The organism is Streptomyces sp. NPDC090077, assembly GCF_044747545.1.
Lineage (GTDB): Bacteria > Actinomycetota > Actinomycetes > Streptomycetales > Streptomycetaceae > Streptomyces.
The window spans coordinates 1-13,575 of the sequence record NZ_JBIVEG010000001.1; the positions used below are offsets into that span (position 1 = coordinate 1).

The 13,575-nt window shown below is 69.7% G+C and carries 13 protein-coding genes and 2 pseudogenes; 10 read left to right on the plus strand and 5 right to left on the minus strand.

What is annotated here, in order from left to right; all coding sequences use genetic code 11:
• The first annotated feature begins 755 nt into the window (after window positions 1-755).
• The gene (locus ACIPW5_RS00005) at window positions 756-1,673 is read left to right on the plus strand and encodes a hypothetical protein (protein WP_401238029.1); all 918 of its coding nucleotides are present in this window, start codon (window positions 756-758) and stop codon (window positions 1,671-1,673) included.
• A 331-nt stretch (window positions 1,674-2,004) separates the two neighbouring features.
• Here ACIPW5_RS00005 and ACIPW5_RS00010 read toward each other — a convergent pair whose 3' ends face one another.
• Window positions 2,005-2,247, minus strand: a complete 243-nt coding sequence (locus ACIPW5_RS00010; RefSeq protein WP_401238032.1) for a hypothetical protein — start codon at window positions 2,245-2,247, stop codon at window positions 2,005-2,007.
• 1,034 nt (window positions 2,248-3,281) lie between these two features.
• On the opposite strand from ACIPW5_RS00010, the pseudogene istB reads away from it, so the two are divergent.
• A pseudogene (gene istB / locus ACIPW5_RS00015) lies at window positions 3,282-3,923 on the plus strand (IS21-like element helper ATPase IstB); the annotation flags it as partial.
• Window positions 3,924-3,957: 34 nt separating this feature from the next.
• Here the strand turns inward: istB and ACIPW5_RS00020 are convergent.
• From ACIPW5_RS00020 to ACIPW5_RS00030, 3 genes are all read right to left on the minus strand, one after another.
• On the minus strand, window positions 3,958-4,332 hold the full coding sequence (locus tag ACIPW5_RS00020; protein ID WP_401238034.1) for a hypothetical protein: 375 nt from the start codon (window positions 4,330-4,332) through the stop codon (window positions 3,958-3,960).
• 388 nt (window positions 4,333-4,720) lie between these two features.
• A complete protein-coding gene (gene dmpI, locus ACIPW5_RS00025; protein WP_401238036.1) occupies window positions 4,721-4,903 on the minus strand; it encodes a 4-oxalocrotonate tautomerase DmpI in 183 nt (60 codons plus the stop codon).
• Between the two features lie 114 nt (window positions 4,904-5,017).
• Window positions 5,018-5,917 carry a LysR substrate-binding domain-containing protein gene (locus ACIPW5_RS00030; protein WP_401238039.1) on the minus strand — a complete coding sequence of 300 codons (900 nt, stop codon included), beginning with the start codon at window positions 5,915-5,917 and terminating at the stop codon, window positions 5,018-5,020.
• Window positions 5,918-6,455: 538 nt separating this feature from the next.
• Between ACIPW5_RS00030 and ACIPW5_RS00035 the strand changes: the two genes are divergently transcribed.
• From ACIPW5_RS00035 to ACIPW5_RS00070, 8 genes and pseudogenes are all read left to right on the plus strand, one after another.
• A complete protein-coding gene (locus ACIPW5_RS00035; protein WP_401238041.1) occupies window positions 6,456-6,545 on the plus strand; it encodes a helicase in 90 nt (29 codons plus the stop codon).
• A gap of 225 nt (window positions 6,546-6,770) precedes the next feature.
• Window positions 6,771-7,181, plus strand: coding sequence for a hypothetical protein (locus ACIPW5_RS00040; RefSeq protein ID WP_401238043.1), 411 nt, complete (start codon window positions 6,771-6,773; stop codon window positions 7,179-7,181).
• Window positions 7,182-7,465: 284 nt separating this feature from the next.
• Complete coding sequence (locus ACIPW5_RS00045; RefSeq protein ID WP_401238046.1) at window positions 7,466-8,251, plus strand: alpha/beta fold hydrolase; 786 nt, start codon at window positions 7,466-7,468, stop codon at window positions 8,249-8,251.
• Between the two features lie 584 nt (window positions 8,252-8,835).
• Window positions 8,836-9,495: a response regulator gene (locus ACIPW5_RS00050; protein ID WP_401238048.1), complete on the plus strand. Its 660-nt coding sequence runs from the start codon at window positions 8,836-8,838 to the stop codon at window positions 9,493-9,495.
• 8 nt (window positions 9,496-9,503) lie between these two features.
• A complete protein-coding gene (locus ACIPW5_RS00055) occupies window positions 9,504-10,406 on the plus strand; it encodes a sensor histidine kinase (RefSeq protein ID WP_401240029.1) in 903 nt (300 codons plus the stop codon).
• A 33-nt stretch (window positions 10,407-10,439) separates the two neighbouring features.
• A pseudogene (locus tag ACIPW5_RS00060) lies at window positions 10,440-10,727 on the plus strand (ATP-binding protein); the annotation flags it as partial.
• Between the two features lie 218 nt (window positions 10,728-10,945).
• Window positions 10,946-11,752 (plus strand): hypothetical protein, encoded by an 807-nt coding sequence (locus tag ACIPW5_RS00065; RefSeq protein ID WP_401238051.1) that lies wholly within the window; start codon window positions 10,946-10,948, stop codon window positions 11,750-11,752.
• Window positions 11,753-11,822: 70 nt separating this feature from the next.
• A complete protein-coding gene (locus ACIPW5_RS00070) occupies window positions 11,823-12,095 on the plus strand; it encodes a hypothetical protein (protein WP_401238054.1) in 273 nt (90 codons plus the stop codon).
• A gap of 276 nt (window positions 12,096-12,371) precedes the next feature.
• Here the strand turns inward: ACIPW5_RS00070 and ACIPW5_RS00075 are convergent, their stop codons facing one another.
• Window positions 12,372-13,514: a PucR family transcriptional regulator gene (locus ACIPW5_RS00075; RefSeq protein ID WP_401238056.1), complete on the minus strand. Its 1,143-nt coding sequence runs from the start codon at window positions 13,512-13,514 to the stop codon at window positions 12,372-12,374.
• Window positions 13,515-13,575 lie beyond the last annotated feature (61 nt).

Genomic DNA, 13,575 nt, shown 5'->3' on the forward strand with positions numbered 1-13,575 from the left:
CCCGCGGAGCGGGTGCCTGAGCGCTGCGCGCTCAGGCCTGAACGGCCTCGCTGCGCTCAGCCGGGGCCCTTCGGGCCCAGCTCTCCGCTTCGCTCCGAGCTATAGCCGGCCCTTCGGGCCAGGGTCCTACGCTTCGCTGCGGACCGCTCCTGGGTCCGCTGCGCTCCCCCAGGAGCTGACCCCGTTTCACGGGGTCCAGGCCTACGGCCTGATGGGGTGTCCGCTCCGCTTCCACCCCGAGGTCCTTCCGGCTTCGCCTCCAGGACCAGCCCGCTCCGCGGGCGCAGCAACAGCAAGGGTTCCAGCGGGTTCGCGAAGGCATCTCTCGCATGCCGCGCGTGCGGCTGGCACCCACAGCACTTCTTGGCCCAGCTGGCCATATGAAGGCGTCGTGCCCACCACCATACGTTCCTGGCAGGTGCCTCAGCCCCTGGCTTTCCGCTTCGCTTCGAGCTGTGGCTGGCCCTTCGGGCCAGGGTCCTTCGCAGCGCGGGAGGCGACCCCGTTTCACGGGGTCCAGGCCTATGGCTCGTTGGGTGGGTCCGCTTCGCTCCCCCACCCGCATCCTTTCGGCTTCGCCTCCAGGACTTAGCCCGCTCCGCGGGCGGCCCCCTGAGTGCATCCATCCCTGTGCTGGCCTGTTGAGTACACCAGGCAGACCCCAATCGAAACGCTGTGGACCGCCGCCCGGCATCCCCGGTAACGTAGATCTCTTCGGGCCCTGTCGGGGCCTGGAGTCCAAAAGGTGAATGCCGATGACTGCTGGCGAACTGCCCGTCGTATGGAGCTTGCCTCACGAAGATGCCCAAGCTGGATGGCGGGCCCTGTGGTGGAGCGTCGGGCCGCGCAGTGAACTCGCGGTGATGCTGGTCCATGAACGGAACCTGCACCGTTCCCCGTACATCAAGGGATGGGTCGGATGGAGCGTGACGGCTCCGTGTGACGGCATACTGGTCGTGGTCGCGGACGGGGTGGAACACCGAACACCCGTAACCGGCATAACTCCGTGGACCAGCCACCTGGCTCTGCTCTCATGGTCACGGTTTCTGCTGGCGTCAGGCCGCACACACCCAAACCAGGACGGGATCTGGGAGAGGAACGCGGTTGTGTACTCCCCCGGGGGATACCCGATAAGTCACTTCTGTATCGGCGACGACATCGACTACATCATCACCGACCGCAACGGCGGCATCTGGACCTCGTACGGCGACGAGGGCATCTACGGCGACCATCCCGAGAGCAGCGCCGGCCTGGCATCTTGGAACACCGACGGCGCCCACACCTGGAGCCCCCAAGGCCGCCTTCCCTCATGGCCCCTCGGCGGAAGCGCAGCCGCCACCGAGGAAGACGTTGTCTGGCTCGCCTGGTACAGCCACGAAGGCGCCTTCCTGTCCCGGGTCGATCCCAGTACCGGCTCCATCACCAGCTGCAGAAATCCCCTCAAGGACACCGATGGCATCGCGGTCCGCGGCACCCGGATGATCCTCACCCACCGATTCCACAACCGCCCCGACGTCGAACTGAGCCGCGCGGAGCTCGTCGACGACACCTGGCTGATCACCACCCAGGAGAGGCTGCGCATGCCGGGGCCAGTAGTCATGCGCTGCGCACAAGGCCGCGACGGCACCCTATGGCTCCGCGGCGGCGACACCTGGACGCGAATCCAAGCCTGAAACACCAACAGTCGACCCCACGGGAGCCGGCCACGGCACGGGTCATGAAGAGCCGGCTACAGACGACCGGAGCGTGTTCCGTCCGCGCGGCGTAGCGAGCCGCCTCGCTACGCCCGGCCAGGCCGGCCCGGCTCAGCAAAGCTGAGCCGGGCTTCTCCACATGCTTCATTTTGCTATTCGGATAGACTTTGGGCTCAGACGGCTGCGGCGAGTGAGTGCCCCTTGTTGTCGCTGCCACGGATCAGCAACCTGCGCAACACTCAACCAACCTGCTCAACCTCAGGCCAGGAACACCACGACTGCTCAGGTTCCCTGACCGGCGACGACCGGCTCAGGCCTCGTCGGCGAGGATCAGTTCGGCCATCGCAAGCAAGCCATGGAAGACCCTGAGTCCCTCCCGATACTCCGCCGAGCGCGCCAGCAGCGCGACGGCAGCACGGAGCTTCGAACGGCAGTCCCGGAGCACGTCGGTGTGGCCTGGGCTGGCAACGCCACTGTTCTTGAGGTAGGTCATGACGCAGCCGGCCATGGTGAAATCCAGGTACGCCAGATCGTGCCTGTCGTCGAACGGCACGTCAGGGAACGGCCCAGGGCGGTGCGCGGCCCACAAGAGGGCCACCTCCCTGACAATCGCCCGATGCCGGTCTGGCCCGGGAGGCGGGATAAGAGCGATCACGAAGCGATCCTCCCGTACATCCCAGCCCCACCCACCGCCAGGCCTACTTCAACCTGGCCAACCCACTGATCGCTGCCCCAAACACCCGTAGCTACCGCCACATACCAAGGATCAATGAAACTGCGCAGCACTCAACCAACCTGCACCCGCACCCTCAGAGCCAAAATGCACCACACATCAAACGACTAGACCATCCCAACCCTGCACAGATTCAATGAGCCACCCAGCCAAAAAATCGCTCACCGAAACCGCATAACACCAGCTCAAGAGCATGGACACCGCGCAGATTCAAAGACCCCCCACAGCAAACCAGGCACACAAACCCAAACCCTGCAGACACACGAAACACACCAGCCGCACCCTGACAGCCCGCCAACTAGAGAACGCAGCCCCGCAATCACGGGAAGCAGAAAAGCTCGCACAACGGGCAGTTGCAGAGCACGAGATCACCCCCGCAAGCACGGGGAACAGATCACCCTCGCCCCCGGCCGATACTGAACCGCGGGTTCATCCCCACGAGCACGGGAAGCAGCGCTACGACGCTGTGTTCACGCGCCGCTTGGTGGGTTCATCCCCGCCAGCGCAGGGAGCAGTGACACCGGTACAGCCAGCCCCGCAGCCTACCGGGTTCATCCGTGTAGGCACGGAGAGCAGGAGCAGGGCGGCGCAGGCATCACCCTGTCGCACGGTTCATCCCCGCGAGCGCGGGAAGCAGAGGCCGACGCCGACGCCCTCCTCGACTCCCGGACAGGGTCATCCCCACGGGCGCGGGGGGGGCAGATTCGCTCCGCACCAGGGCACGCGGTGCCGCCGAGTTCATCCCCCGCGGGCGCGGAGAGCAGGCCTCCTGGCTTTGTACGTCATTAGCGAGAGCGCATGTTGGTCGGGGGCGAGAGCACTCACTTCCACGTAAGAGTGATGTCGTCGAGTCCTCCGAACTCCTCCTCGCCGAGTGTGACGACCGGGGCCGACTCCGCTCAGAGCACCGCATCAAGGCCGCCGGCTTCCCCCGCGACAAGTCCCCCCGCAAGTTCGACTTCGACGCCAACCCGAACATCGACGCGGCTATGATCCACGCCCTTGCCAAGTGCGAATAGATCAAGAAGAGCCAGCCGCTCTGCCTCATCGGCGACTCCGGCACCGGCAAGTCCCACCTTCTCATCGCCCTCGGCACCGAAGCAGCGATGGCCGGGTACCGGGTCAAATACGTGCTTGCGACGAAGCTGGTCAACGAGCTCGTCGAGGCCGCCGACGAGAAGCAGCTGACCAAGACCATCGCCCGCTACGGCCGCGTTGACCTGCTCTGCATTGATGAGCTCGGCTACATGGAACTCGACCTCCGCGGCGCCGAACTCCTCTTGCAGGTTCTGACCGAACGGGAGGAAAAGAACAGCGTGGCCATCGCCTCGAACGAGTCGTTCTCCGTCTGGACCAAGACCTTCACCGACCCGCGTCTCTGCGCTGCCATCGTCGACCGCCTCACCTTCGGCGGCAACATCATCGAGACCGGCACCGACTCCTACCGCCTCGCCACCACCCGCGCCGGCGCCGAACAGCAGGCCGCTGCTGGCTGATCACCGAGGTGGGGCCGCCCGCTGCTGCCAGCCCTCAGCCCTGGCGCGTGCCAAGGTTTCCGAAGGCACGCGGCACCCACTGATCGAGCTGGGTGCCGAAGGCCGCCGTCGATGTGATGTCGAACGCCGGTATCGGTCCGCCGTCGTCGATACCGTCGAAGTAGTCCACGTCAGCCCAGCCGCCCCGGAACAGGACCACGGACAGCCCGGCGTCCCCCGGGCCGTCGATGAGCACGCCGATGGACACGGGATCACGCACGAGCGCCCTGTCAGTCTCAAACTGCCTCGGCCACGGCGAAGTTGCGTCCAGCCACGTCACCTGCCCAACAGTGAGACCGGCCGCCAGCCACCCCGCAGCCCGCTCAGAGACCACTGCGGCTGCCTGATCAAGATCGATGACGTGCTCCATGAGCGGATCATGCCCCACTCCGACGGACCACTCCACCGACTTCCACACGCCCTCCGGCCGGGCCGCACACCACCGGGCCGACTCCTGTGCTCTCACTTCTCAGCGACATTGTCAGAGTGCTCAGCCATCAACCGCTCTTGGAAGCCACCAACAAACGCTCTCCGGTCTCACCTACGCAGCCCCACAACCCGACCACCAGCCAGAACCCCTACTGAAAGCCCTGTCGCCAACCACTGCAACTCACACGTCATGCATCAGATGCATCAGCACAGATTCACTGACCAGCGACACGATCTGCGGTTGCGGGGGTGATGACTGCGAGGGGGTGGGAGGCCGCACCAGGCGGATCTGGTGCGGTTGGTTGCGTTGTGGGGTGTCCGCTCGGCCGCTACCGGTCGGCGGTGAGCTTGCCTGCGGCGGCCCAGCTGTCGGGGGGGACCTCGTGGATCCAGACCTGGACGGTCTCGGCAGGCAGTTGCAAGGTGTCCACGAAGGCGTCGGTGATCCGCGCGACCAGCTCGCGCTTGAGCTCGATGCTGCGGGGGCCCTGCTGAACGGTGACGATCGGCATGGTCTGCTCCTCAAAGTGGTTACGCTTTCCGGCTCCTGATGTCCGGTCTGCGCTCTGAGAACAGTCCACTGCAAAGCCTGGCGGCGAACCAGACGAGTTTCGCTCTGGCAGCGATCACGATTCGTGATCGTGCGCGGCCCGCCCCCGGCAGGCCGCGACCAGCAGCTCCGGGTGCGGCACGGTGCGGCGCACCCCGAGCGCCAGCGGCAGGGCCAGTACCTGGTCCCGCAGCGGCCGGAAGGCGATCCGAGGATGGCTCGTCAGGCGGGCGTTGGCCGCGTAGACCACCGTCCACATCGAGGTACCGGTGCCGATCGCGGCGAGCGTGTCCTGCAGGGTGCTGGACACCGGGCCGGGGACGGGCTGGAAGCCGGCCCGGTGGCAGGCGGTGAGCACCAGGTCGACCAGCGCCGGATGGTTGCGGCGCTCGGTGAGCCGTAGCGGCAGTTCGGCAAGGTCCGCCAGATCGATCTCGGAACGCTCCGCGAGCGGGTGGCGGGCGGGCAGCGCGACCATCAACTCGTCGGCCGTCAGCGGCAGGAAGCGCACGTCGTCGGTGTCCGCAGGAATCTCTCCGCGGACGAAGGCCGCGTCAAGGCGGCCGTCCGCGAGCCTGGCGAGCCGCTCCCGCACCGGGGCCGAGTGCAGTTCCACGCGGACCTCGGGCGCGTGCCGTTGGTAGGCGTCGAGGATCCGGTCGAGCCGCTCACCGAGCCCGGTGATGGTACCGAGCCCGAACGCCCGGGCGCCGGGAGCGGTCAGCTCGGCGGCCAGCACCGCGGCGGCTCGCTCAGCAGCCAGCACCTCCCGGGCAGCCGGCAGGAACCGTTCGCCGGCTGCGGTGAGCCGGACGTACCGCGGCGAACGGTCGAACAGCTCCACCTTCAACTCCCGCTCCAGTCGGCGCACCTGCTGGCTCACCGCCGGCTGGCCGAGCATCAACCGGTCGGCGGCCCGTCCGAAGTGCAACTCCTCCGCAACGGCGACGAAGCACCGCAGCTGGCGCAGCTCCACGTGATCCCCCAGTTCCTGTCCCTGTCCTGATCTGCGGCGGCCCGCGAAGGCCCCCTGGCAGCGTACGGTGGGCTCGGGCCGCAACGACCCGAGCCCGCCGGCTCGCCGCCATCGACAAGGACTCGAACTGCCCCTGGCCAATCGACTGGCGACGGCACGGCCCGTCCTGGCCGATCCGTCGACGCCGACGGACAACTGCCCGACATCGCCCCGGCGTGCTCACGGACGGCGAATCCGCAGGTGGCTCCAGCAGCAGGTAGTAGGCAGCCGGCCGCCTGGGCGCGGCTGCTGCCTGCACAGCAAAAGCGGCCTGCCGCCTTGGGCCTGGAACCGTCCAAGGCAGCGCCTCCGGCCCGGGCAGCCGGCCGTATGGCGCAGGGTCCGAGCAAGCTCAGCAGGCATTCCAGCGGGGCCTGGCAGCCCTCACCCAGTGGGTGGAACGGGGAGGCGCCCCTATCCGCCGGCCGGTACCCCGTGTCCACGCCGAGGGAATCGCAGTCGAGAGCGAGGTGGAGCCCGTGATCGTGAAGGTAAGCGTATGGGGGTCCAACACACCAAGACCCGGCGCGACATACTCACCGCCTACCAACGCGACGCCCTCGCGAAGCTCGGCAGCGACTGGGCCTGACCCCGCGCGGCCTGGTTCTCCAGCCGAAGCTCCGTAGTCCCGGGGACCGTGACGGCTTACCCGACGACGCGGCAGGCGCAATCAGCGGGAGCCCCGGTGGATCTTCTTGAGTGCCGGGGACCGCCTCTTCACGTGGTTCGGTGCCCAGTACCTCCGCGGGCGCCCCGGCAGCACATGCGAGGATGAACGAGAGTAGAGCCTTGTCCACTTTTGCAGAGGCCGCACATGAGCAGCAAGTTCCTCCCCTTCCGACGCAAACGCGGGACCAAGGTCACCTACGAGGTGACCGGCACCGGCTCCTTCGAGGTGGCCTATGCCGTCGGCGACCCTCTCAAAGGAGAGGAGAAGCAGGTCAAGGCCGGCGTCGCGCCGTGGAAGCAGGACGTCGTGATGTCGAGCATCGACGCGATGCCCATGCTCACGATCATCACGTCCAACCCCGAACATCCCGACGGCTGGCTCCAGTGCACGATCTCCATCGACGGAGAACTCGCGGTGGAGGGGGCGGTGTCCTCGCGCTCAGCCAGCGCGACCTTCACAGCTCTGCCCGGGGCAACGGGCTGCCCCCAGCAGGCACAGATGCTGGGCCTGGCGGGCCCTCGCGCAGTGGATGGAGCGGGAAGGCGCGGGAGCTGAGATCTGACTTCCATGGCAGCTGTGAACTGGCACGCCCATGGCAGCCGACCGTCCTCCTGATCGGCATCGGGAGGCGGCAACTTCGTCACCGTGTGACTGTCATGATCGCTGCAACCGCCCCTGAGCAAAAGGCAGTCGTCCCGCACTGGCTGACGCCCGTCCAGTGCCACCGCCGCACCCATTCACACACAGCCTCACACCTTCTAACGGACCATCAATCCTCATGTGTAAGACTGACCCGTTCCCGGTTTACGCATGTGCTTGTCCGCGACAGAGAGGTCCCCATGCCCACGATCACGACTGACCGCGGCCAGCAGGTGCACTACAGAGACCACGGGAGCGACGGGCAGCCGGCCGTCCTCCTCCTGCACAGCTTCTTCATGGACGGCGAGATGTTCGCCGCCCAGGTCGCCGACTTCGGCAGCGAGTTCAGGCTGATAACGATGGACGAGCGCGCCCACGGCGGCACCCCGGCCGACGCGCCCTTCGACTACTGGGACGTTGCCCACGACGCACTCGCCCTCCTCGACCACCTCGGTATCGCCCGCGCGGCAGTCATCGGCACCAGCCAGGGCGGATTCATCGGCATGCGGATGGCGCTGCTCGCCCCGGAGCGCGTCGCCGCGCTCGCGCTGCTCGGCACCTCGGCCGCGGCGGAGGCCCCCGAGGTAGCCGCCGCCTACCGGCAGTCCGCCGCCGTCTGGGCCGAGCAGGGCCCCGTCGACGCGCTCATCGAGCAGACCGCCGCCATCTGCCTGGGCGGCGCCCGCCACCCGGAGTGGGAGCGGAAGTGGCGCGCCTACCCCACCGAGCAGGTCCTCCTGGCCATCGAGGCGCTGGCGGGCCGGGACGACATCGTGGCCCGCCTGCCCGAGATCACCTGCCCGGCACTGGTCCTGCACGGCACGGACGACGCCGCGTACGCGGTGGCGGCGGCAGAGCAGATCGTGGCGGGCATCCCGAAGTCGGAGCCCCTCGTCACCGTCGAGAGCGGCAAGCACTTCCTCAGCTTCACCAACGCCGAGGCGGTCGACCCCCACCTGAGGACGTTCCTCCACGCCCAGCTGTGAGCAGCCCGCCCGCCCAACCCGTCTTCACGATCCCGCTGGCCGACGGGCACCACCTTCACGTAGTCCGCCGGCCGTGGAAGGAGGACCCAGGCGTCGGCTAAGTCCTGCACCACTCCGGCTGGGAGCGTTCTGGCCGCCGGGGCGGCGCCGCCGCGGGCACGGGCGGCGGCCCGGCGCTGCAACGCCTGGAACGACAGGCGGCCCTCCTCGGGGTCCCGGACGACCAGTTCGCCGTCGAGGACCAGGCCGGGCGGCAGCTGCTCGGCGGCTGCCGCCACCAGTCCGGCCACCGGTCCTGAAGCAGCACCCCGCCGCGGGTCTGCACCACCACCGCGCCGCCCGGGCCGGCCGGAGTGAACAGCAGCGCCCGGTGCCCGTCCAGCAGGCGGCTCCAATGTCAGCCGTACTCCCCGTGAGGCGTAGCCCCGGGCTCGCCCCGCACGGGTCTTCAGCCGCCGCGACGGGGCGGTCGAGCCCAGGGCATGGCGCATGGTGTGTCGTGCGGCACACTCCGGCGGGGCAACGCGCTGCCGCGGAATGCCGTCGTAGGCGGTAGCAGGCGTACATGGGGCGGGGAACAAGCTGTGATTCGAGTCGCGGTCGTGGACGACGAGCCGGTGGTCCGGGCGGGGCTGCGGCTGATCCTGGACTCCGCCGGCGACATCAGCGTGGTGGTCGAGGCCGGGGGCGCCGGCGCGGTGGAGAGCCTGCGGGCCCATCGCGTGGACGTGCTGCTGCTGGACATCCGGATGCCGGGCGTGGACGGGATGTCCGTGCTCCACCGGATCGTCGGCGCGCCAGGGGCTCCCGCCGTGGCCATGCTCACCAGTTTCGGTCTGGAAGAGTACGTCGAAGAGGCGCTGCGGGCCGGGGCGGCCGGGTTCCTGATGAAGAACTCCTCTCCGGAACAGCTGATCCACGCGGTGCGGACCCTCGCGGCCGGCGGCCGGGTCCTGGCGCCCGAGGCGACGGGACCGGTGATCGAGGGGTACCTCGCCTCGGGCCACGACGCCGGGGCGGTCCGGCTCGTGGGCCGGCTGAGCGGGCGCGAGCTCCAGGTGCTGGCCCAGGTGGCCGCCGGCCACAACAACCTCGCCATCGCGCAGCGGATGCACCTGGCCCACGGCACCGTCAAGGACCACGTGAGTTCGGTCCTGGCGAAGCTGGGCGGCCTCAACCGGGTCCAGGCCGCCGTCATCGCCGAGCGCGCGGGGCTGCTCGGGCCCGGGCGGGCCCGAACGTGATCGTGCGGATGCTGCAGGGGCTGCGCGTGGGCCTCCAGACCGTGCGCGGCAGGCCGGGCACCACGCCTGGCGCGACCGTCGCCAGCGCGCCGGTCGAGCTCCGGCGCGTTCCGGCCGGCAGGCGTCCTGCCTGGAGCCTGGTGCCTGTCCTCGGCGCGATGGGCGATGTCCTCGTCATCAACATCCCCTCCCACACGGTCACCAGTCTGTCCCTCTCGCTGGCGGCCGCCGCGACGCTGCTGCTGCGCCACAGGGCGCCTGAGGTGGCTCTGCTCGTCACGCTGCCCGCGTACTGTCTCGGCTACCTCAACCTCGCACCGCTGATCGCGCTGTACTACATAGCCGCCCGGCGCGGCCCGGCCCTTGTGGGATGGGCCGCGGCAGCGGTGACCGCCGTCCTCTACGGCCTCGTCTCCCCCGCCTCCGGGGACCTCCCCCTCACGGTCGGCCTGGACAACCTGGACGCGAGCTCTCCGCTGGAATGCTGCGCCGTTCCGGTCCTGGCCATCGTCATCGGCCGCTCGACACGGGCCCGGCAGGAGCAGCTGGAGGAAGCCCGGGCCCGCCGGGTGCTGGAGGAACGGCTGCACACCCAGCAGGCGCTGAACGCCGAACGCAGCCGGCTGGCGCGGGAGATGCACGACACCGTCTCCCACAAGATCAGCCTGATCAGCCTGCAGGCCGGCGCGCTCCAGGTCGCCCCGCCGGAATCCGTGAACGTCCACGAAAGTGCCCAGCAGATCCAGCGGCTGGCCGCACGGACCGTCACCGAACTCCACGACCTGCTCCACGTCCTGCGGACCGGCGAGGACCCAGGGGCCGAGTCACCGTCAGTGCCCGGTTTCGGGGGCCTCGGCGAGCTGGTGCAGGACAGCGGGCTGTCCGTCCGCCTCGACCTCCCCGGCGCCTAGCCGCACACGACGCGCGAGGTCGAAGGCGCCGTCTACCGCACGGTCCAGGAAGCCCTGACCAACATCCGCAAACACGCCCCCGGATCCCCCGTGGAGGTGGCCGTCACGGCCGACGACCACAGCCTGCGCGTCAGGGTCCGCAACGGACCTCCTGCTGAGGACGCAACCCCGCTTCGCATCCCTGGAAGCTGCCGGGGGCTCACCGGGCTGGCGGAACGCGCCCGCCTCCTCGGCGGCACGCTCACCGCCGGCCCCGCGCCCGACGGCAGCTACACCGTCACCGCGGTCTTCCCCCACGCACACAAGGCACCCGCGCGGTAGCCGGAGGGGAGCAGCGGAGGCCGGTCGCGCAGGGGACGGCGTCCCTGGCGGCACGGCCAGGGACGTGACCCGGCACCCCGCCGGTCGGCGGGGTGGGCACCGTCCCGCGGGGGGTACAGCGCGGGCCCGGCCGGTTCGATGCTGGTGCGGACCGACGGCGCCGCGGTCGGGAGCGACTCCCGAGCCGGCGCCCTGACGAACTCGTGTTGAGGAAATCCGTGTACAGAGCATCACTTCGCAGCGCGGCCGTGGCCGGCCTCATATCCGTTTCCCTGGTCGGCGGCATGTCCTCCGCCGCCCTGGCCGACTCGAGCCCGACAGGAGCGGAGCGCACCGGGCAGGCGGTCGAGAAGGCCACCGGCACAGCCGGGCTGCTGGCCTCCGCCACCCCGGGGAACAGCCTTCCGGCCAGCTCGGCGGGCGAGGTCTTCGTGGCGACGGGAACCGGGGAACGCGTCTCGATCGGTCTGCCCGAGACGAAGGACAGCGCCGGTGTCAGCACCGGCCGGGGCACCACCGTCTACCCCGACGCCGCTCCCGGCGCCGACCTCGCCGTGCAGGCCACCGCCGACGGGGCACGGGCCCTGGTCGTCATCAAGGACAAGAGCGCGCCCAAGGAGTACGGCTTCGACCTCGGGCTGCCTTCCGGTGCCGAGGTGAAGCAGCTGGCCGACGGCTCCCTCCTCGTGGTCAAGGACCGCATGCCGCTGGGCCTCCTGGACGCCCCGTGGGCCAAGGACGCCAACGGCAACCCGGTCGCCACCTCCTACCGGGTGGAGGGCAACCGCATCGTCCAGACGGTCGCCTTCGACGACAGCACCGCCTTCCCCGTGGTCGCCGATCCCAACTGGAAGGCGATCGCATCCGCCTTCCAGAAGATCGGCGGGTTCGCCAAGGCCGTCGGCGGCAAGTACGCCGACTTCCAGCAGTGGTTCAACAGCAAGCCTGCGTGGGTCCGCTACCCGATCAAGGCCGTCATGCCCGGCCTGTCCTTGTACGACATCTGGTGGCACTTCAACCACTGACCCGTCTCCGGCCCATCCGGCCGTCCCGGCGGACGATGACCGAACACCATGAAACAGGGATCGGAAGTACATGAGCGAAGAGGCCGTCGACAACGTGGCGACGGAGGGCACATGGGCCATTCCCATGCTGGTGCTGTTCCCCTCCGGACTCATCGTGATCATCACCGACCTGGGCGTCCCGTGGCTCGTCGGAGCCTGGATCTGCATCGGCCTGGCAGGACTCCTGATCGCCACCGGATGGATCCAGGCCGTCCGCAACGGCATCCGCCGGGCGACGGGCTGGGCCACCTGCGCTGCGGTCCACCTCGTCCTCGCCTGGCAGGTGGCCCGGCTCCTGGCCTGACCCCGCCCGCACCGGCACAGGAGCGACGTGGCTCTCGTGGTACCGGCTCGCCGGTACCACGAGAGCCACGATTCCCGCACCCGGGCCAGGCATGTGCTCATCGGACGCAGCATCCACGGGGCGGACAGGCCGCGGCTGCACCGCGACAGGAACCGGCGGACAGTACAGGCGCCGGGGCCGGGTTCGGCCGGGGCTGCCGGCCACGCTGAGCGTCCACGGGCAGAACGCCCGCTGAACCCGTCGGCCGCGCGTGCCGCCCCGGGCTGCCTCCGGGGATCAGCCGGAGTTCTCCCTCACCTGGAGGCGGCGGACCGCCCACCAGAGGGTGAGGGCGTCCTCGGTGCGGGCCGGGTCGAGGCCGGTGGAGGCCGTGAGGGCGCGGATCCGGTACCGCAGGGTGTTGGCGTGGACGAAGAGGGCGGCGGCGGCCTGGTCGGCGTTGGAGTCGGCGGCGAGGTAGGCGTCGACGGTACGTACCAGGGTGGTACGACGCTCACCGGACGTGTGGCCGAAACACCGGGCGACGAGCTGATCACCGACCGCCGGAAGGGCCAGCACGGCCAGGTGGAGCGGGAGCTCGCCGGTCCGCACGCACCGTCCGAGGGCGAAGGCGACGGCCAGCTCGTCGCAGCGCTCCGCCTCGGCCAGTGACTCCCGCAGCCGGGCCAGCGGGCGTGCCGGGCCCAGGCCGGCCGGGAGGGTGACCCGGGCCGGGAGCGGGCCGGTGGTCAGCCCGACGACCCGGTCGGTGCCCGGCTCGGCCAACAGGACGGCGGTGTGGGGGCGCAGGGCCCGTTCCACGGCGGCGATCGTACGGTCCTTCCCCGGCCGTGCGTGGCAGACGTGGTACTCGGTGCGCAGATCGAGGCCGAGCGTCGTGGCCGCGGTCGCCAGGTACTCCGTGGGCAGGTCACCGGTGAGCAGCTGCCGCAGGAGCAGGGTGCGGTGCTCTTGGGCTGCCTGGGCCTTCTCCAGCTCCCGTGCCCGGTGCCCCTGGACCACCGCCGCCGACAGCCGGTCGCAGCAGGCCCACAGGTCCCGTGCGAGTTCGAGTCCTGCCCGAGGGGCGTCGACCCGGCGGATCTCTTCGTAGAGGGCGTCGAAGGCGCACCGGGTGGTCAGCCGGAAGGCCTCCAGCAGCGGCTCCAGCCCGACGCCCTGCTCGGCACGGTGGGCGCCGAAGGCGGCGAACTGTGCCTGCTCGGCGGCGGTGGCGTCGCGTCCCTCGCGCAGGAAGGCGACGACCGGCGCCAGTACGGCGAGCAGTTCGGCACGCACCTGGTCGGCGTCGTGGGCGTGGTAGGCGGGGATCTCGCGGACGACGGTGGCTGCGGCGCCCGCGGCGATGTCCACCAGTGACAGCGCGGCGAGGACGCGTCCGCGCTGTTCCCGGGCTTGTGAATCGGCTTCTTTGTCCACGTGGACGATTCTGGCCCCCGGATTGCCGTCGCGGCGCGGTCGGGGTGCCGACGGTGCCGGT